The organism is Enterococcus asini ATCC 700915 (assembly GCF_000407365.1).
Classification (GTDB): domain Bacteria; phylum Bacillota; class Bacilli; order Lactobacillales; family Enterococcaceae; genus Enterococcus_C; species Enterococcus_C asini.
In genome coordinates, this window is the sequence record NZ_ASVU01000001.1 from 1662232 (window position 1) to 1682151 (window position 19920).

Below are 19920 nucleotides of genomic sequence, written 5' to 3' on the forward strand. Positions count from 1 at the left end.
AACAAAAAAGGAGGAGTTTTCATGATTGTTACGACAACGAACGGCGTACAAGGCAAACAAGTAGAAAGCTATCAAGGAATTGTTTTTGGGGAAGTCATCACCGGAATTAACGTGTTAAAAGACCTGGGTGCGGGGATGCGCAATTTCTTTGGGGGACGTTCGAAATCCTATGAAGAAGAGTTGACCCTAGCCCGAGAAGAAGCCATTGAAGAGATGAAACAACGGGCCCAAGAATTAGGGGCGGATGCGATTATCGGCATGAAGATGGACTACGAAGTTTTGGGTTCAGATAATGGCATGTTAATGGTGACTTGCTCCGGTACAGCGGTGACCTTTTTGTAAAAACACCTCATTTCTTAAACTTCAAGCAAGGGAGATTGGCGTAAATTCCTTGCCTATGATAGAATAAGAACGATTTTATAAGAGGAGAATGAGGTAAATATGATAACATTAAAATCACCACGGGAAATCGAAACGATGCGGGAATCCGGTGAACTATTAGCAGATGTTCATAAACAGTTGCGGGACTTTATCAAACCAGGTATCACTAGCTGGGATATCGAAGTCTTTGTAAGAGACTATATTGAAAGCCACGGGGGCATTGCGGCTCAAATTGGCTTTGAAGGCTATGAATATGCCACTTGTATCAGTATCAACGACGAAATCTGTCACGGCTTTCCTCGGAAGAAACCACTAAAAAGTGGTGATTTGGTTAAAGTCGACATGTGTATCGATCTAAAAGGCGGCATTTCCGACTCTTGTTGGGCTTATGTGGTAGGAGAAAGCACACCAGAAATCGACAATTTGATGGCCGTTACGAAAAAAGCTTTGTATTTAGGAATTGAACAAGCCCAAGTTGGCAATCGAATTGGCGATATTGGCCATGCTATTCAAACTTATGTAGAAGGGGAAAATCTGGCAGTAGTCCGAGACTTTATCGGTCACGGTGTCGGCCCAACCATTCATGAAGAACCAGCCGTTCCTCATTACGGGGAAGCGGGCAAAGGCTTGCGTTTGAAAGAAGGCATGGTGATCACCATTGAACCCATGGTGAACACTGGAACATGGAAAATGAAAATGGATCCCAATGGTTGGACGGCGTACACCTTAGACGGTGGCTTGAGCTGTCAGTATGAACACACCATCGCCATCACAAAAGAAGGGCCAGTCTTGTTGACTTCTCAAGGCGAAGAAGGCACTTATTAAAGTTGGATCCGAAAATGAGTGGAGGATGTCTATGAAATGGTTACAGAAACTAAGGAACAATGAGTCCCTTAAAAGGCTGTTAGCCATTGGCAAACAACGCTTTAGTGACGCAGAATTAGGGAACAGCAGCGTAGTGGTAGCTTATTACTTGCTGCTGTCCTTATTCCCCTTATTAATCGCCATTGGCAACTTGTTGCCCTTTTTTCGGATTGATCCCAATGGTATTTTGCCTTATTTGGAAAATGTTATGCCGGCGGAAATTTATAGCTTCCTAGGACCAGCGATTCACAGTTTGTTGACGCAAAGTTCCGGGGGCTTGCTTTCCATCTCCGCTATTGCGGCGGTTTGGTCTGCTAGTCAAAGTATCAATGCTTTGCAAGGGGCCATGAACAAGGCTTACGGAGTACCGAATCGGGAAAATTTCATCATTGTCCGGATTGTTTCAGTGTTGATTTTGCTCTTGCTGTTAGCCGGGGGCTTAGGGGCGACGATTGTTCTAGGGGTCGGCAAGGCGGTTTTAGATGCCTTACAACCGATTTTTGGCTTTTCCGGAGAAATCATCAAAACCTTCCAGACTTTGAAATGGCCCGCGACAATTCTGGCATTGTTATTGATCATGACGGTCATTTATTGGCTGGTACCCAATGCTCGGGTGCGAGTTTTCGCTGCTTTTCCAGGAGCGGTTATCGCCACGATTGGTTGGTTATTACTAGGACAACTTTTCGGGTTGTATACCCGTTTTTTTGCTGCTCGAGTCAGTGGGTATCAAATCATTGGGAGTTTTATTGTGCTGATGATCTGGCTGAATTTGGCGGCGGGAATCACGCTGTTTGGGGGCATCGTTAATGCGATTATCGCGACATATAAGGGTGGCGGTAGTGTGGAAAAACGCCACGGGCCCCTTAGTCGGATGACTACCAAGCTTAAAAAGCGCTTGACCAAAGACACCCCTTCAAAAGAAGAGTAGAAAGTGAGACATGATTGTGCCTTATTTTGCCTTTACATTTATTTTGCAATTTTTCATAACATTAATCTTGTCTTTGGTTTTGACGCCGCTTGTCAAAGTCTTGGCTTGTAAAATTGGCGCCGTGGACATGCCAAATGCCCGGCGCATTAATAAGAAACCCATGCCTTCTGCCGGGGGATTGGCCATTTTTACGGCCTTTTCTGTCTCGGTTTTGTTTGGCTTTCGGGAAATTGAGCTCTTTAAAGTTACCTGGCCTATCGTTTTAGGTGGGGCAATCGTGGTGGTTACTGGGCTGTTAGATGATATTTTTGAACTAAAGCCTTGGCAAAAGCTGATTGGCATTACGCTAGCGGCTTTGGAGGCCTTTTTTGTGGCCGGGATTGAGATGGATAGTATCAGCTTTCCTTTCTTTGGAAAATGGGAGCTGGGCTGGTTAAGTCTGCCGGTGACGATTTTGTGGATTTTGGCTTTGACCAATGCGGTGAACTTAATCGACGGCTTAGACGGTTTGGCAGCAGGGGTTTCCATTATTGGCTTGACCACTTTGGGGATTATCTCCTTTTTCTTCTTGCTACCGAATGACAGTCTGTATACCACGATTATCATCTTCACTTTAGTGGCGGCTATTGCCGGCTTTTTCCCTTATAATTTTTTCCCGGCTTCGATTTATCTCGGGGATACCGGGGCGCTGTTTCTCGGCTATATGATTTCTATCGTTTCCATGACCGGCTTAAAAAACGCCACCTTTATCTCCATTATGACCCCCATGTTGATTTTAGGAGTGCCGATTACGGATACGGTTTACGCCATGATTCGTCGGAAATTTAACAAGCAAAAGATTTCTTCGGCGGATAAGATGCACTTGCATCATCGTCTGATTTCCATTGGGTTTACTCATCGAGGGGCTGTCTTGACCATTTATGCCTTGGCCTTAGTTTTCTCTTTTATCGCCTTATTGATGAACTATGCCAGCACCACGGCGATGATTCTTTTGATTATCGCCACTATGGTGGGCTTGGAACTCTTTATTGAAGTCATCGGTCTGGTAGGAGAGAACCGTCAGCCTTTGATCACCATGTTGAAATTCGTCGGCAACCGCCAATACCGAAATGAAGTCTTGCACCGGGAAAAGGCGGATGAACCAGCGGACTCGCTACCTGAAGAAAAAGTTCATGAACCAGATGAACTAGGCAATACGAAAGAATTTAACAATGAAGAACTCTTGCAACGTTTAAAAGAGTCTTTGGCAGCAAATAAAGCCGCGGTAGATGTCAAAACTGCCGAAAAAACACCGGAACAAAAGGAAACGACTGAAGCGCCAGAATCCGGCGAACCAGAGGATGGAAAGAAAGAAGCTTCAACCCCGAAAGCCCCAACTTATGCTACTCGCTCTGAGCGGCATAAAAATAAATAAGTGATTGACAAGCGTAGTTAAGCTCTGACCTTTAGTGGTCAGAGCTTTTTTAAGGAGCTTTTTCTTTTCTTTGTGAGAAGTGTTACAATAGCAGATGATTTCTTGTAAGGAGGCACTTTATGACCAATACAGCCACATTGCAAATACGACAATTGGCCTATCGCCAGGAAAAGGAAATTTTACGGGATGTTACTCTCGATTTGACCGCCAATCAAATCTATACCGTTATCGGTCCATCTGGAGCAGGGAAGACCACCTTGCTTCGAATCTTAGCCGGGTTACTGACCCCCACATCTGGCGCGTTGACTTTAGGGGAGGTGGACTATCGGCCTCAAGATCATCGCATTGCTTTGGTTCCCCAAGACTATGGTTTGCTGCCTTGGCAGACGGCTAGAAAGGCAGTGGCCAGTGCTATGAAGATCAGTAAAGGCAGTTTGACCCCCTCAGATCAAAAAGTTATGGACCAACTCTTTTTAGATATGGATTTTGTGGAAGAACAAAATCGCTACCCGAGTCAGCTCTCCGGTGGTCAGCGCCAAAGAGTTGCCATTACCCGCGCTTTTGCTTGCGAAAGTGAGCTATTGTTAATGGACGAGCCGTTTTCGGCCTTGGATGCCTTAAGTCGTGGCCGGGCCCAAGAGTTGTTTATTACCAACTGGATGAAACATCCTACCCGGACGGTTTTGATTACCCATGATGTTACCGAGGCACTGTTGATCGGCCATCAAGTAATCGTTATGGGGAAAAATCCCGGTCAGATTAAAGAAGTCTTCTCCTCGCCTTTGCAAGACAAAAGAAACTTAGCCGGGGCTTTGGACAGCGGCATATTAGAACAAAGTGCCAGCCAGTTAAGGAGGGAATTAGCATGAAACGACGAATTCTTTCTTTTACCGGAGCCGGAATTTTCTTATTAGCGATTTGGCAAGTAGCCAGTATGCTCCTGGCAAAAACATTGTTGCCTAGTCCGGTGACGGTTTTTCAAGCGATTCCTGATTTGGTGCAGCGAGATTTATTTCATCATTTAGGAGCTAGCCTGTGGCGGATTACCTTAGGGATGGTCTTAGCGGTCCTTTTAGGATTTTTATTAGGACTGTTAATCGCCAGTCTGCCGCGCTGGAAGAACTTTTTTGATCCTTTGGTATATTTGACTTATCCGATTCCGAAAATGGCACTGTTGCCGATTGTTATGCTTTTAGGAGGCTTAGGGGATTTATCCAAGGTGATTATGATTGTGCTGATTGTGACGCCGCAAGTATTGGTGGCAGTCAGAGACGCCATTGAAGAAATCCCGGAACATTATTACGATGTGTATCGGGTGATTGGGGCTTCTTCTTGGCAACGTTTCGGAAAAATCACGTTTCCAGCAACCTTACCGGCGATTTTTAGTACGTCACGGGTTTCTTTGGGCACGGCGATTTCGATTCTATTTTTCACCGAGAATTACGGTACGGAATTTGGTATGGGGTATTTTATTATGGATGCGTGGATGCGCATGGATTATCCCGCCATGTACGCTGCTATTTTGATCTTAAGTCTGCTAGGTTTAGTCTTATTTGTGGCGTTGGATCTTTTGGCTAAAGGCGTCATGCCTTGGCGTAAATCTGCTTAACCATCCTTTTTTGAAGAAAAGCGTCTTTTCGGCGCGTTTCTTCTTTTTTTAGTTGACACATGAATGAATGTTCATATATAATACAAATGAGGAATGGTTCATGTATTCAGTTTCAAAGGAGTGAGAAATAATGGAAAAAATTTACTATTTAAAAGGTTTAGATTGTGCGAATTGTGCGGCGAAGATTGAACGGGGGGTTCAAGGATTACCTGGCGTAGCAGAGGCCAATGTGGATTTTATGAATCAAAAATTAGCCGTTACCTATCAAGACGAAACAGCCGAGGCAGAAGCTGTGGCAATGCAAAAAATTGCGCAGTTGGAACCAGATGTGGAAGTCTCCACAAGCCCCAGCGGTACACCGGTGAAAACTAGTTGCGATGGTTCTTGTGAAGGAGATGCGCACCATCACGAAACCCAGCAGAATCAAAACACTCCGCAACCAAGTTTCTGGACGCAACTGCAAGACCATTGGGATTTGGTGCGGATTATCGTAACCGCTGTGGCTTTACTGGCATTAGTCTTGTGGCAGCCTACAGGTTTGGTACGCATCGTTTCATACGTGCTAGTTTATTTACTAATCGGTGGGGACATCGTAAAACGAGCAGTTACCAATTTGTTTCAAGGGGAAGTCTTTGATGAAAACTTCCTGATGACCATTGCCACTGTGGGCGCGTTGTTTATTGGGGAATACCCTGAAGCGGTTTTGGTGATGTTCTTGTATCAAATCGGTGAATTTTTGCAAGACTTTGCGGTAGATCGCTCCCGGAAAAACATCAAGGAATTAATGGATGTGCGCCCGGATAGCGCTCGGGTTTTAGTAGGCGGACAGGAACAAATCATGGATCCCGCCGCTGTTACAGTGGGGAGTCTGGTAGTAGTCAATCCCGGGGAAAAGATTCCCTTAGATGGTGTCATAAAAGAAGGCAAGAGTTCTTTGGACACTTCCGCGCTTACGGGAGAATCCCTACCTAAAGATGTGGTAGCCGGGGATGAAATCCTCAGCGGAATGATTAATCAAGCCGGACGCTTGGTCATCGAGACGACGAAAGACTACGGCGCTTCCACCGTGTCAAAAATCTTGGAACTAGTGGAAAATGCCAGCAGTCAAAAAGCTCCAGCAGAAAAATTCATTACGAAATTTGCCCGCTATTACACGCCGGCCGTAGTCTTGTTGGCCCTGTTAATCGTGGCGGTACCTACGCTGTTCTTTGGGGGCGACTTCCATGAGTGGCTTTATCGGGGATTAACTTTCTTAGTAATCTCTTGTCCTTGTGCTTTGGTGATTTCCGTGCCTTTGAGTTTCTTTGCAGGGATCGGTGGCGCCAGCAAAGCCGGTGTCTTAATCAAAGGCTCCAATCATTTGGAAACTTTGGCGAAAGTTGACACGGTAGTTTTTGACAAAACCGGTACTTTGACAGAAGGCAAATTCGGCGTGGATGAAGTCAGTGGACCATTACCTGAAAATGAAATTTTGGCCTATGCAGCGGCGCTAGAACAACATTCCAGTCACCCGATTGCTCAATCGATTTTAAAAGCTTATCAAGGAACTCCCCAAGCTGTGACCGAGGTTCAAGAAGTAGCCGGTCACGGGATTACCGGAAGCGTTCAAGGTGTGCAAGCGGCGATTGGCAATCAAAAATTGCTCCAATCATTAGGTATTACAGCTCCTGAGCCAGTTGGGGTGGGGACTGTCTTGTACGTGGCAGTTGCCGGTAAGTACGCAGGACAAATTGTAATCAATGACCAAATTAAACCGGATGCCAAAGAAACGATTCAAGCTTTGGGTCAAAACGGCGTGAAAACTACGGTAATGCTTACAGGGGATAATCCGCAAGTCGCGCAATCTGTAGCTAAAAAACTCGGCTTGACCAAATTCTTTGCTGGGTTATTACCCGAAGACAAGGTTCATCACGTGGAAGCTCTTACCAAAGAAGCCCAAGGAAAAGTGGCTTTTGTGGGGGATGGTATCAATGACGCACCGGTTTTAGTCACAGCCGATGTGGGCGTGGCCATGGGAGGCGTAGGAAGTGACGCCGCCATTGAAGCAGCGGATGTGGTCATCATGAACGACCAACCTTCCAAATTGGTACAAGGAATGAAGATTTCCCGGAAGACACTGAAAATCGTCAAACAAAATATCCTGTTTGCTTTGATTGTCAAAAGCTTGGTGATGCTCCTAGGGACATTAGGCTATGCCTCAATGGCCGCCGCCGTCTTTGCCGATGTGGGCGTGACCTTACTAGCCGTCCTCAATGCCTTGCGTTGTCTTAAAGCAAAATAAAAACTTCTCGAAGCAGTCTAATCTGGGCTGCTTCGAGAAGTTTTTTTAATGATTTTTTGACCGCCATTTGATGGTGTGCTTAGTTGGGCGTAGTTTTTTGACTGCTACGCCTTTTTTGTCCACGTTAATGGCGTACTGGCTTTCTTTCATGCGGTCCCGCAAGCCTTCTGCGGTTTCGCGAATCACTTCGGTAATCTTCATGTCGCCGCCTCCTTTTTCTTTAATCCTATCTTACTGTAGGGTTTCCGGCAACTAAAAAGCCGGCCAATTAGCCTTTAGTTTTCGATTTCGATGCCTAGTACGGTCAGATGGCCATTGCCGATTAATTTGATCACCAATTTTGCTAAATCTTCTGGGGCCATGGGGGAGTCCGTGGTTAGCCACCAGTGCAAAGTTCCGATAAAAATCGAGGTCATGTATTCGATGATAAAATCCATGGGGACTTCGATATCATTTTCCGTAATCTTTAGGCGGTTAAAAATATGGGCATACTCCGCATCGAGAATGTCCGCGATTTTTTTCCGCAAGGTTTCCATAGCGGCACCATCCATAATGGTCAAGTAAAAGCGCCGATTGCGCTGGATGTTCTTGTAAATATGGGTCAGCAAGACTTCGATTTGCTTCACCCGCAAGCGATTGCCTTGGACCAAATCTTTCGGGGAGAGCACCGAGGTGAAGGCCTCAATGGCGAAGTCGAAAATGGTATCGTAAAGGTCTTGCTTGTCTTTGTAATGGGCATAAAAGGTCGCCCGGTTAATCATCGCCCGTTGAGAGATGTCCTGAACAGTAATCTGATCATAGCCTTTTTCTTCTACCAGTTGGATGAAAGCTTCGATAATCATTTTATTGGTCCGGCGCACCCGTAAGTCGGTTTTTTTCATTTTTATCCTCTTCTTTCCAACACAATCTAACAAAGTGTTGCTTATCTTACGCTTTGAAGGGGATTGTGTATTGTCAAACGTTCACGAAGTCATTAAAATAGTTGTGAGTATTATATCAAACGTCACGTAGGATATTCAACACAGTGTGGGAAAAAGGATGAATAAAATGAAATTAAGAGCTGGGATCGACGTAGGTTCAACTACCGTCAAATTAGTCATTCTGGACGAAAACAACCAAACAATTTTTGCAAAATATGAACGGCACTTTTCTGATGTGAAAACCGCCACAAAGAAGGTTTTTAAAGAAGCCCAAGCCGTCGTGGGGGATCAAAAACTCGCACTGACAATTACCGGTTCTGGGGGCATGGGTTTAGCCGAAGTCTTGGACATTCCCTTTGTGCAAGAAGTCATCGCCTGTACCCGCACAGTAGAAGAAATCATTCCGGAAACGGATGTGGTAATTGAACTCGGTGGGGAAGATGCCAAAATAACCTTTTTCGAGGGGGCTTTGGAACAGCGGATGAACGGGAGCTGTGCTGGGGGGACTGGGGCTTTTATCGACCAAATGGCAGTTCTCTTGAAAACCGATGCCAATGGGGTCAATGAACTGGCTAAGGGCTATACTCAACTCTATCCAATCGCTTCTCGCTGTGGCGTGTTTGCGAAAACGGATGTACAACCTTTGATCAATGAAGGGGCCGCTAAAGAAGATATCGCTGCGAGTATTTTCCAAGCCGTGGTGAATCAAACCATCGCCGGGCTAGCTGCCGGCCGGAAAATTAAAGGCAAGGTGGCCTTTTTAGGGGGGCCGTTGTTCTTTATGTCCGAGTTGCGGAAACGGTTTATCGAAACCTTGGATATTGCACCGGAAGATGTGGTTTTCCCGGAAAATCCCCAGCTTTTCGTGGCCATGGGAGCGGCGATTTTTGCCGAAGAACAAGAAGAACAAACCTTAGCAGATTTGCTTTTAGCCTTGGATCATGGGGATCAAAACCGCTTGGCACCCAGTGATACATTGGAACCATTGTTTCACAATGAAGAGGAACTAGCGGAATTCCGCAACCGTCACGCGCAAGCTACGGCCCAAGAAAAACCACTGGCGAGTCATCACGGGGCAGCCTTTTTAGGCATCGATGCGGGATCTACCACCACGAAAGTTATCCTAATGGACGATGCCTATCGTATTTTGTATTCTCACTATGGCAATAATGAAGGCCAGCCTTTGGAAACCACCATTGCGGTGTTGGAAGACTTATACGACAAGATGCCAGCAGATGTCTACATCGCCAAATCCGCAATTACCGGTTATGGAGAGCATTTGATTAAAAATGCGTTGAAGGTGGACATCGGGGAAGTGGAAACCATGGCACACTACAAAGCGGCCAATCACTTCCAACCGGGGGTAGACTTCATCCTAGACATCGGTGGCCAAGACATGAAGGCTATGACCATTAAAGAAGGCGTTTTGTCTTCTATTCAGTTGAATGAAGCTTGCTCTTCTGGCTGTGGGTCCTTTATTGAAACCTTTGCCAAATCCTTGAACTATGACGTGAAAGAATTTGCTTTAGAAGCCACGAAATCACGGCAACCAGTGGATTTAGGTTCACGTTGTACCGTCTTTATGAACTCCAAAGTGAAACAAGTGCAAAAAGAAGGCGCTACCGTGGCGGACATTTCTGCCGGGTTGTCTTATTCTGTGATTAAAAATGCCATTTATAAAGTGATCAAGATTCGCCGTCCCGAAGAATTAGGGGAAAAAATCGTCTGCCAAGGGGGCACTTTCTACAATGAGTCCGTCTTACGAGCCTTTGAGCAGATCAGTGGTCGAGAAGTCGTGCGTCCATCCATCGCTGGTTTAATGGGTGCTTATGGTGCAGCCATCATCGCCTTAGAAAACAGTGAATTAGGAGAAGAAAGCACCTTGTTGTCTTTAGAAGACTTAGCCGAATTCTCCACGGAAAAAGAATTCACCCACTGTAATCTTTGCGAAAATAACTGTATGTTGACCGTGTCCATCTTTTCTGACGGCCGCCAATTTATCACTGGGAACCGTTGTGAAAAAGGCGCCCGCATTAAAATCGACCGGAAAGACCGCAAAGTCAATCTAGTGGATTACAAATACAAACGCCTCTTTAAATATCGTTCTTTGAAAGAAAAAGACGCCCCAAGAGGGATCGTGGGAATTCCCCGAGTCTTGAATATGTACGAAAATTACCCATTGTGGCATACCTTCTTTACGGATCTTGGCTTCCGGGTACAACTATCTCCACGGTCGAACAAAGATCTCTATGAAAAAGGCATGGACACGATTCCTAGTGATACTGCTTGCTATCCGGCAAAAATCGCCCACGGGCATATCCAGTCTTTAATCGACCAACAAGTGCCTTTGATTTTCTACCCCGGGGTAGTCTTTGAGCGGCAAGAGTCTGCCGAGGCCGACAATCACTTTAACTGTCCAATCGTTCAAAGCTATCCGGATGTGATCCGTAACAACGTGGATGAAATCAGAGAAGGGAAAGTGGATTATCGCAATCCATTTATCAACTTATCCGATGAAGCCTCCGTGGCGGAAGTTTTAGGGCGGACCTTTAGCGATTTAGGCATTACCCAAGCAGAGATCACCCAAGCTTTGCATCACGGATATGAAGAACTGGAAAACTTTAAAGAAAAAATCCGTCAAAAAGGGGAAGAAACCCTGGCGATGTTGACGGCGAAAAATCAACGGGGTGTGGTGGTCTCCGGTCGTCCATATCATTTGGATCCGGAAATCAATCACGGGATTGCCGATGTGATCACCCAAGAAGGCTTCCACGTATTAACGGAAGATTCCATTTCCCATTTAGGAGATGTGGGCAATCTGCGAGTGGTCAATCAATGGGTGTATCATTCTCGCCTTTATGCGGCAGCGCGAGTAGTTGCCAAGTCCAAACAGTTGGAACTAGTTCAATTAAATTCCTTTGGGTGTGGACTGGATGCTGTAACGACAGACCAAGTGGAAGAAATCATGGATCAGTACGGCAAGATTTACACGGTGCTGAAAATCGATGAGGGTTCTAACCTTGGGGCGATTCGTATTCGTCTGCGTTCACTAAAAGCTGCCGTAAACGAACGGGAGAAGATTAATTTCATCCCAACGAAACGCTACGAGGAACCAGAAAAGATCGTCTTTACCAAAGAAATGCGCAAACGCCATACCTTGCTCATGCCGATGCTAAGCCCAATTCACCAAGAAGGCTTAGTAGACTTGGCTCTGAAAGCTTCTGGCTACGATGTAGTCTGCTTGCCCGCAGAAGACAAAGAAGCGGTCAACGTAGGCTTGAAATACGTGAACAACGATGCTTGCTATCCAGCGATTATTTCCATCGGCCAATTGGTAGAAGCGTTGCAAAGTGGCAAGTATGATTTAAACAACACTAGTGTAATGATGACCCAAACCGGTGGGGGCTGTCGGGCAACGAACTACATTCCATTGCTTCGAAAGGCCTTAAATGACGCGGGCTTCCCTCAAATACCAGTGGTGTCCGTTTCCATGGGGAACAAAGGGGTCGAACAAAATCCAGGCTTTAAGTTCACGTTACCTATGTTAAAACGCATCGTGGTAGCTTTCTTGTACGGGGACCTCTTCGAACGGGTGGTGTACCGCACTCGGCCTTATGAATTGGAAAAAGGCCAAATCGACCGTCTTCATGAAGAATGGCTACAAAAAGTCGCAAAAAATGTGAAGAACGGTTCATTGACTCAATTCAATCGGAACATGAAAGCCATTATCAAGGACTTTGACCAAGTACCATTGTCCGATGAACGAAAACCACGTGTGGGAGTGGTAGGAGAAATTCTCGTGAAATACTCCCCAACCGCCAATAACGACATTGTACGTCTTTTGGAAGCAGAAGGTGCCGAAGCCGTGGTGCCAGATATTATCGGCTTTATGAACTATTCCTTGTACAACCAAATCTGGAAGTACGAAAATTTAGGTATGGCCAAGAAGAGTAAGGTCTTGGCAGAATTGGCCATTCGCATTATTGAAATGGTGGAAAAACCAATGGACAAAGCGCTACGAGCATCGAAGCGGTTTGAAGGGTTACACTCCATTTATCAGTTGGCTGACGACGCTAGTCAAATCCTCTCCATTGGGAATCATACCGGGGAAGGTTGGTTCCTAACCGGGGAAATGATCGACCTCTTGAAGACCGATGTGCACAATATCGTCTGCATGCAACCTTTTGGCTGTCTACCGAACCACGTGGTGGGTAAAGGGGTCATTAAAGAATTGCGTCATCAATACCCGAAAGCCAATATTGCAGCAATCGACTACGATCCCGGAGTGTCTCTGGTCAACCAGTTGAACCGGATTCGTTTGATGATGGCTACGGCTAACAAAACCTTAAAAGAAGAAACTTTAGGAGTTTGAGGTGTACCAAAAGGGGATTTTGTGGTCTACGCAAATAAATAGTACGTCTAAGCAGGTGCGGTCTAATAAGGCTGCACCTGCTTTTTAGGACAATATTTAAATTTCTTCAATAACATTTGCCAATAAGGTATATACCAGTTATAATTTCATTAAAGAGGAAGGAGCGGATCCGGATGGCGGATAATTTACCAATTTATATTCAGATACATGATCAGATCAAAAGCAAAATCGAGAGTGGTTTTTGGAAAATCGGGGATCGTTTGCCTTCAGAACGAGACCTTTCTTTGCAGTTTGGCGTCAGTCGGATGACCTTGCGTCAAGCGATTCAAACTTTGGCGGATGAAGGAATCTTGGAGCGGAAAATCGGCTCTGGTACGTATGTCGCTCGTCAAAAAGTCCAAGAGCGCATGTCCGGTACTACTAGCTTCACAGAAATTATGCTCTCTCAAGGGCGCACTCCGTCCAGTAAAGTAGTGTCGTACTTTTACACTGCCCCTAGTTCTTCCGAGATGGAGAAGTTGCGACTACAACCGGATGAACAAATCTTGCGCATGGAACGGATTCGCTATGCGGATGATGTGCCGATTTGTTTCGAGGTGGCCAGTATTCCCGAACACTTAATCAAAGACTTTAGCAAAGGGGAAGTCACCACTTCTTTGTATAAAACCTTGGCGGAAAAAGGCCAACAAAAAATCGGTGGGGCCAATCAGACGATTTCTGCTATGCTTGCTTCTGAGCAAATTGCCGACTACTTGCAAATCAAGCGGGGAGATGCGATTTTGCGCATGCGCCAAGTCTCTTACTTCGAAGACGGCACTCCATTTGAATACGTGCGCACTCAATACGTAGGCAATCGCTTCGAGTTCTACTTGGAAAAATAAGACCTCTATCAATATAAAAATAGAAACTAGCCCAGCCAGTTTTGTCTGGGGAAATCTGATGGATTTTCTCAAACAAAGCTAGCGGGGCTTTTTTTGATCGCTTGCTCCGTGCTTTATACTTGAAGAATTTTTGTGTAGCAGTGCACGAGAGGAAACCCTTTTTTGGGGAAAGAAACCACGAACAGCTGATTTTTTCTCTGATAAGAAATGAAAATTCTTCTCATAAAACAAACAAGGAGGAACATTGATTTTAGAATAACCCGGGATAAAAATAAAAAAAATCCCTTTATGAAATGAGATTCTTCTTGCATAAATCCCTAAGCTCTTAGTGAATTATTCTTGAACTTTGTGAATAACAGGAATAAACTAGCTAATGTGAATTTTCAGAAAAATTTCTCTTTCGATGGAGTTAGGAGTAGTAGTAAGATGGAAAAAGAAAAAACTTTTATGGGACAGCCTAGAGGACTATCCACACTCTTCTTTACGGAAATGTGGGAACGATTCAGTTATTACGGCATGCGAGCGATTTTGCTTTACTATATGTACGATGCCGTGGTCAACGGCGGGTTGGGCTTGGAGAAAGCCACCGCAGTTGCGATTATGTCAATCTATGGTTCCTTAGTGTATATGTCCAGTATCGTCGGCGGATGGATTTCCGACCGTTTGTTAGGTTCCCACAAAACCGTGTTCTTCGGTGGGGTCTTCATCATGTTTGGACACATTGTGCTAGCCACGCCGTTTGGTTTGCCAGCTTTGTTTGTTTCCATGATTTTGATCGTTATCGGAACCGGGATGTTGAAATCCAACGTTTCTAGCATGGTAGGACATTTGTACAGCCAAAATGATTTGCGCCGGGATGCCGGTTTCTCTATTTTCTACATGGGGATTAATATCGGGAGCTTGATTGCACCGATTATCGTTGGAGCTTTAGGTCAAAATGTCAATTATCATTTAGGGTTCTCCATTGCCGCTATCGGGATGTTCTTTGGTTTGTTGCAATATTACTTCCAAGGCAAAAAAACTTTGCACAATATCGGCACGCAAGTTACCAATCCTTTAGTTGGTGCTGAAAAAACAGCCTTCTTCAAACGGTTTGCCGTGGCAATCGTCTTGGTTATCGTTTTGTTCGGTGGAGCAGCTCTTTTAGGTCAATTAACCGTTGACTTCTTCATTAACTGCATCAGTGTTCTAGGAATTCTGTTGCCGGTTTATTATTTCACTTCCATGTTGCGTTCAAAAGACGTAACAGCGGATGAAAAACAAAAGGTTCGGGCTTATATCCCATTGTTCCTTTCTGCCATTGTCTTTTGGTCATTGGAAGAACAAGGCTCCTCAATTTTGGCCTTGTTTGCAGCAGAGCGGACCCAAGCGACTTTGTTTGGTATCAACATCCCTGCTAGTATGTACCAAACCTTGAACCCATTATTTGTTGTCTTACTGACACCAGTCTTTGTCTGGTTGTGGACGAAAATGGGTAAAAAACAACCAACTACCGAAGTCAAATTTGCACTAGGCTTAATCTTTGCCGGATTGTCTTTCGTACTTTTAATGTTCCCAAGCTTGTTCTTCGGCGTGGATCAACGGGTTAGCCCAATGTGGTTAGTCGCTAGCTTCTTCATCATGATTGTCGGGGAAATGTGTCTTTCTCCAGTGGGGCTTTCCGTCACTACGAAATTAGCGCCAAAAGCCTTTGAAGCACAAACCATTGCCATTTGGTTGTTGGCAGATGCGTCTTCACAAGCAATCAATGCCCAAATCGCGCGTTTCTACACACCAAGCACAGAAGGCATGTACTTTGCCGTTGTCGGTGGGGTAGCAGTCGTAGCCGGTATTTTACTTTACATGATTCGCAAACCGATTCGTCGTTTGATTGGCGAAATTCATTAAGAACTTTACCCAAAAAAGCCCGGAAATCCATGGATTTCCGGGCTTTTTTCTATTCAATAGGAATTTCTTCATAACCGGTTGCGCCTCGGGTGATGGTCACTTGTCCTTGTAAGAGGTCGATGATTTCAGCTTCAAAATTTTCCACTTGCTCTTCGTCTACTCGACAGATTACCGTGACTTTTTCGGCGAAGATCGTTTCTTTAATGGTGGTTTCTGGCAGACTGTTTTGCAGTTTGCCCAGTAAGCTGTAATCCAAGTCTAAACTGATTTCTTGTTGGAGTTTACCCATAACTAAGCCCACAGTCTGCAATCCATGGGAGACGGCATGGGAATAAGCCCGAATCAGCCCCCCGGCGCCGAGCTTAATTCCGCCGAAATAACGGGTGACTACCACGCAGACATTGATTAGGTCATTTTTTTTCAAGACTTCCAGCATCGGGACGCCGGCTGTTCCGCTCGGTTCGCCATCGTCACTGGAACGCTGAATTTCACTGTGTTCACCAATAAGGTAGGCGCTACAGTTGTGGTTGGCTTTCCAATGTTCTTTTTTGATACCTTGGATAAATACTTTGGCTTCTTCTTCACTGGTCACTCGTTTCAGGTGACAGAGAAAGCGGGATTTTTTGATTTCAGTCTCCGCCAGGCCATCGGTTTTAATCGTTTTATAAGTTGCCTGCATCTTCTCACCCTCTCTTTATTAGCTTTAGTATAGGGATTTTTTGGCTGTGAGGCAACGGCAATACTTGTCAGTTGTGTGAAAAATTGGGATAATGGTGAAAAGAGGTGTTCCCATGTCCCAGCGGAAAAAGAAATACGATATCATCACCCAATACTTAAAGAAGAATAACGGGAGTCAAGTGACATTGACGTTCACGCAGTTTGATGAGCTCTTGTTTCCCGCCAGTGGCTTGCCAAAGACCGCGCGGCACCAAAAGGATTGGTGGGCTAATGACCATAACAATCCACAAAATGGCGCGTATGCGTGGATTAATGCCGGCTATGAGGTAGTCCATGTCAATTTAGAAAAAGAATATGTGGTTTTTAATAAGTTGCTTAAAAGCAACTGGTTAATGGGTTCTTAAAAAATGGAATCGTTGACAAATATAACAGATAAACTATAATGAAGTAGGGTATAAGGGATTATCCCATAAATATAAAGGGGCGATTATGATGGCAAAGAAAACAATCATGTTAGTATGTTCTGCTGGTATGAGTACCAGTCTATTAGTAACGAAGATGCAAAAAGCAGCGGAAGCACAAGGCATAGACGCTGATATCTTCGCAGTATCTGCTTCTGACGCAGACAACAATTTGGAAGCGAAACCAGTTGATGTTTTGCTTTTAGGCCCCCAAGTTCGTTTTATGAAGGGTGACTTTGAAAAACGCTTGGCTGGGAAAAACATTCCTTTAGACATCATCAACATGGCGGACTACGGCATGATGAACGGGGAAAACGTTTTGAAACAAGCAATTTCCCTAATCGAAGGCTAAAATCCAAAAATTTCCACAAAAGACATCCTTACCAAAGGGTGTCTTTTTTTGTGCTTGAAAAGCGGCTAAAGTACGTATCTCCTTAAAAAAGGAGGTCAAGATATGCAGGGCAAACAAGAGCTTTATCCAAAAGGCACGGGGCCAAAAGATGCCCACACAAGACCAGGAATCGCTTTTTATAAAGGGCGCCCTCAGTGTCAGCGCTGTGGCACTTGGATCGCCGAGAATTGTCGTCTGGAAAATGGTGCTTACTTTTGCCCCGGGTGCCTGTTATTAGGTCGCGTGACGGAGTTTCATGAGCTGGTGACCGATGTAACGCCGATCGCAAGACCGAAAGAAGTAGTCCCGTGTGTCTGGTCAGGGACTTTGACTGCAAAACAAGCAGTCGTGGCCATAGCCTTAAAAGAGTGTTTAGACAAAAGACAAAATGCGTTGTTATGGGCGGTGACGGGCTCGGGGAAGACGGAGATGCTGTTTCCCATGCTGGAACAGGCTTTTCAAGAAGGATTGCAAGTTGCTTATGCCACACCACGAATCGATGTGTGCAACGAGGTCTACCCACGATTGCGGCAAGCCTTTCCTAGTGGAGGAATTTTATTGCGTCACAGTCAAGGGGAAGAATGGGGAGATTTTCAATTGCTCGTGGCTACCACTCATCAGCTCTTGCATTTTTATCGGGCGTTTGACTTGTTGATCATCGATGAAAGTGACGCTTTTCCTTATGTGGACAATCCTGTGTTGCACCAGGCCAGTCGCTTAGCGGTGAAAGAACAGGGGATTACGGTACATTTGACGGCTACCCCTAGTCGGGAATTAAAACAGAAGCGAGAAAAGGAAAACTGGTGCTTGTTAACGTTGTTTCAGCGGTATCATAAGCGCCCTTTAGTCGTGCCGGAATTATGCTTTATGGAAAATTGGCACAAGTTGCCGGAGAGAAAAAGAGGACTAAAAAAGCTGGCCCGGCTTTGTGAAACATTGTTAAAGGACAACCGGCTGTTGCTATTTTGTCCGCAAATCGACTACTTAAAACGACTAGAGCAAGCTCTGCAACCTTATCTTGCCCAGTGGCGGGTAACCAGTGTCTCCGCCCGGGATGAAAAGCGTCAGGAAAAGATTCAAGGAATGCGAGAAGGGGAATGGGACGTGTTGCTTACAAGTACGGTTCTGGAGCGCGGGGTGACCTTTGCCAATGTCTCGGTAGTTGTTTTGGGAGCAGATCATGAAGTTTTTACGAAAAGTGTATTGATTCAGATTGCCGGACGGGTGGATCGTCTCGGGGAATATCGACACGGACGAGTGGTCTTTTGCTACCAGGAGCAGACTTATCCTCTTCGTCAGGCCATCGTTGAGATCAAAGCCATTAATCGCAAAAGGGGGCAAGAAGATGCATTGTAACTATTGTCAAAAGCCGATTGTCAGAAATCTCAAAGTCAAAGAAATCCTTTTTCCTTGGACGCTACCTATTAGTGAACTTTGCGATGATTGCCGCAAGTCTTTTGTGCCCTTAAAAAAGGCGGGAAGCTGTCCCGGCTGTATGCGACAAGCAGCGAGCTTTTGCCTGGATTGTCAGGCTTGGCAACGACAGTACCCTGACTACGAATTCGCTCACGAAGCACTTTTTGCTTATGAAGATAGCTTTGCCCAGTGGTTAGCAATGTATAAATTTACCGGGGATTATCGTCTTCGGTGGACCTTTGCCCAAGAAGTCCGGCAAGCGTTGAAAAAGTATCCGGGATTTATCCTTTGCCCCATCCCTCTGGCAAAAGAGCGCTGGCAAGAGCGAGGCTTTAATCAGACTACGGGCTTTTTACAAGCAGCCGGAAGTAGCTATCAGGAGTTATTGCACCGGACAAAACAAGATCTTCCTCAATCCAAAAAAACACGAGAGGAACGCTTACGCCTGGCACAGCCTTATCGTCTGGCGGTCTCGCCGGAAAAGATTTATGGGAAAAAGATTTTATTGGTGGATGACGTGTATACGACCGGTCGAACTTTATTTCATGCTGCCCGGATTTTGCTGACGGCTCACCCGGCCCAAATTCGCACTTTTTCCTTGGCTCGATAATATCCTAAGAATCTGCTGAATTTGGTAGCGTTTCAGTTTGCAAAAAGGTTAGAGTTCGCTATAATAAAAGTAAGAAGAGGGAGCGAGAGTGGTCCTTGCTCTTTCTTTAGTGGTAGACGAAAGGGGCAATTGCTATGTTCAGATACAATGTACGGGGAGAAAATATAGAGGTTACCGAGGCAATTCGTGACTATGTGGAGAAGAAAGTCAGCAAATTGGAACGCTACTTTACCGATGTGCCAGAAGCGACTGCACATGTGAATTTAAAAGTGTACACCGAAAAAACTGCAAAGGTTGAAGTAACGATTCCATTGCCATACTTGGTGTTGCGAGCAGAAGAAACTTCACCAGATCTTTACGCAAGTATCGACTTGGTGGTCGACAAATTGGAACGCCAAATCCGCAAGTTCAAAACGAAAATTAATCGTAAATCTCGGGAGACAGCACTACCAGATTCCGACGCAATGGTTTTGTTTAACAATGAAGCCGGCGAAGAAGAAAATGGCACCGACTTGGACATTGTCCGGACGAAACGACTGTCATTGAAACCAATGGACAGCGAAGAAGCGGTCTTGCAAATGAACATGTTGGGACACAACTTCTTCATCTTTGAAGATGCTGAAACCAATGGAACAAGCATCGTATATCGTCGGAAAGATGGTAAATACGGTTTAATCGAAACCGACTGATGATTGTAAGCGGAGGCAAGCCCTCCGCTTTTTTTGTGTTTAGCTAACTAGCAACCGTGAGCGAATGTTTTTTGAATGGTAAAAAGGCTCGAATCTAGCCCCTTTGTAAAAACAGGTAACGCTTTTTTTAATTCTTGC

18 protein-coding genes are annotated in these 19920 nt (G+C 45.2%); 15 read left to right on the forward strand and 3 right to left on the reverse strand.

Annotated elements, in window-relative coordinates; genetic code table 11:
• Positions 1-21: 21 nt before the first annotated feature.
• From I579_RS08075 to I579_RS08105, 7 genes are all read left to right on the forward strand, one after another.
• Positions 22-342, forward strand: coding sequence for a putative heavy metal-binding protein (locus I579_RS08075; RefSeq protein ID WP_010754104.1), 321 nt, complete (start codon positions 22-24; stop codon positions 340-342).
• A 99-nt stretch (positions 343-441) separates the two neighbouring features.
• Positions 442-1206 carry a type I methionyl aminopeptidase gene (gene map / locus I579_RS08080; protein ID WP_010754103.1) on the forward strand — a complete coding sequence of 255 codons (765 nt, stop codon included), beginning with the start codon at positions 442-444 and terminating at the stop codon, positions 1204-1206.
• A 31-nt stretch (positions 1207-1237) separates the two neighbouring features.
• Positions 1238-2173 (forward strand): YihY/virulence factor BrkB family protein, encoded by a 936-nt coding sequence (locus tag I579_RS08085; protein ID WP_010754102.1) that lies wholly within the window; start codon positions 1238-1240, stop codon positions 2171-2173.
• Positions 2174-2183: 10 nt separating this feature from the next.
• A complete protein-coding gene (locus I579_RS08090) occupies positions 2184-3587 on the forward strand; it encodes a glycosyltransferase family 4 protein (protein ID WP_010754101.1) in 1404 nt (467 codons plus the stop codon).
• A 119-nt stretch (positions 3588-3706) separates the two neighbouring features.
• Complete coding sequence (locus I579_RS08095; RefSeq protein WP_010754100.1) at positions 3707-4456, forward strand: ABC transporter ATP-binding protein; 750 nt, start codon at positions 3707-3709, stop codon at positions 4454-4456.
• Positions 4453-5196, forward strand: a complete 744-nt coding sequence (locus I579_RS08100; RefSeq protein ID WP_010754099.1) for an ABC transporter permease — start codon at positions 4453-4455, stop codon at positions 5194-5196. Before I579_RS08095 ends, I579_RS08100 begins: the two co-directional genes overlap by 4 nt.
• Positions 5197-5326: 130 nt before the next feature.
• Entirely contained in the window at positions 5327-7477 is a 2151-nt protein-coding gene (locus I579_RS08105; protein ID WP_010754098.1) for a heavy metal translocating P-type ATPase, read from the forward strand.
• Positions 7478-7522: 45 nt separating this feature from the next.
• Here the strand turns inward: I579_RS08105 and I579_RS12900 are convergent, their stop codons facing one another.
• Both I579_RS12900 and I579_RS08110 read right to left on the reverse strand, forming a co-directional pair.
• The gene (locus I579_RS12900) at positions 7523-7678 is read right to left on the reverse strand and encodes a hypothetical protein (protein WP_010754097.1); all 156 of its coding nucleotides are present in this window, start codon (positions 7676-7678) and stop codon (positions 7523-7525) included.
• Positions 7679-7752: 74 nt separating this feature from the next.
• On the reverse strand, positions 7753-8358 hold the full coding sequence (locus I579_RS08110) for a TetR/AcrR family transcriptional regulator (RefSeq protein WP_010754096.1): 606 nt from the start codon (positions 8356-8358) through the stop codon (positions 7753-7755).
• Between the two features lie 166 nt (positions 8359-8524).
• Here I579_RS08110 and I579_RS08115 point away from each other — a divergent pair, with 166 nt between their 5' ends.
• From I579_RS08115 to I579_RS08125, 3 genes are all read left to right on the forward strand, one after another.
• Complete coding sequence (locus tag I579_RS08115; RefSeq protein ID WP_010754095.1) at positions 8525-12769, forward strand: 2-hydroxyacyl-CoA dehydratase; 4245 nt, start codon at positions 8525-8527, stop codon at positions 12767-12769.
• A gap of 173 nt (positions 12770-12942) precedes the next feature.
• Complete coding sequence (locus I579_RS08120; RefSeq protein WP_010754094.1) at positions 12943-13650, forward strand: GntR family transcriptional regulator; 708 nt, start codon at positions 12943-12945, stop codon at positions 13648-13650.
• A 426-nt stretch (positions 13651-14076) separates the two neighbouring features.
• On the forward strand, positions 14077-15537 hold the full coding sequence (locus tag I579_RS08125) for a peptide MFS transporter (protein WP_010754093.1): 1461 nt from the start codon (positions 14077-14079) through the stop codon (positions 15535-15537).
• A gap of 49 nt (positions 15538-15586) precedes the next feature.
• Here I579_RS08125 and I579_RS08130 read toward each other — a convergent pair whose 3' ends face one another.
• Entirely contained in the window at positions 15587-16216 is a 630-nt protein-coding gene (locus I579_RS08130) for a YigZ family protein (RefSeq protein WP_010754092.1), read from the reverse strand.
• 112 nt (positions 16217-16328) lie between these two features.
• Here I579_RS08130 and I579_RS08135 point away from each other — a divergent pair, with 112 nt between their 5' ends.
• From I579_RS08135 to hpf, 5 genes are all read left to right on the forward strand, one after another.
• Positions 16329-16619 carry a DUF7662 domain-containing protein gene (locus I579_RS08135; protein WP_010754091.1) on the forward strand — a complete coding sequence of 97 codons (291 nt, stop codon included), beginning with the start codon at positions 16329-16331 and terminating at the stop codon, positions 16617-16619.
• An 88-nt stretch (positions 16620-16707) separates the two neighbouring features.
• A complete protein-coding gene (locus I579_RS08140) occupies positions 16708-17028 on the forward strand; it encodes a PTS sugar transporter subunit IIB (protein ID WP_034810442.1) in 321 nt (106 codons plus the stop codon).
• 102 nt (positions 17029-17130) lie between these two features.
• Positions 17131-18423: a DEAD/DEAH box helicase gene (locus I579_RS08145; protein WP_010754089.1), complete on the forward strand. Its 1293-nt coding sequence runs from the start codon at positions 17131-17133 to the stop codon at positions 18421-18423.
• Positions 18413-19093, forward strand: coding sequence for a ComF family protein (locus I579_RS08150; RefSeq protein WP_010754088.1), 681 nt, complete (start codon positions 18413-18415; stop codon positions 19091-19093). Before I579_RS08145 ends, I579_RS08150 begins: the two co-directional genes overlap by 11 nt.
• A gap of 134 nt (positions 19094-19227) precedes the next feature.
• Complete coding sequence (gene hpf / locus I579_RS08155; protein ID WP_010754087.1) at positions 19228-19782, forward strand: ribosome hibernation-promoting factor, HPF/YfiA family; 555 nt, start codon at positions 19228-19230, stop codon at positions 19780-19782.
• Positions 19783-19920: the final 138 nt, after the last annotated feature.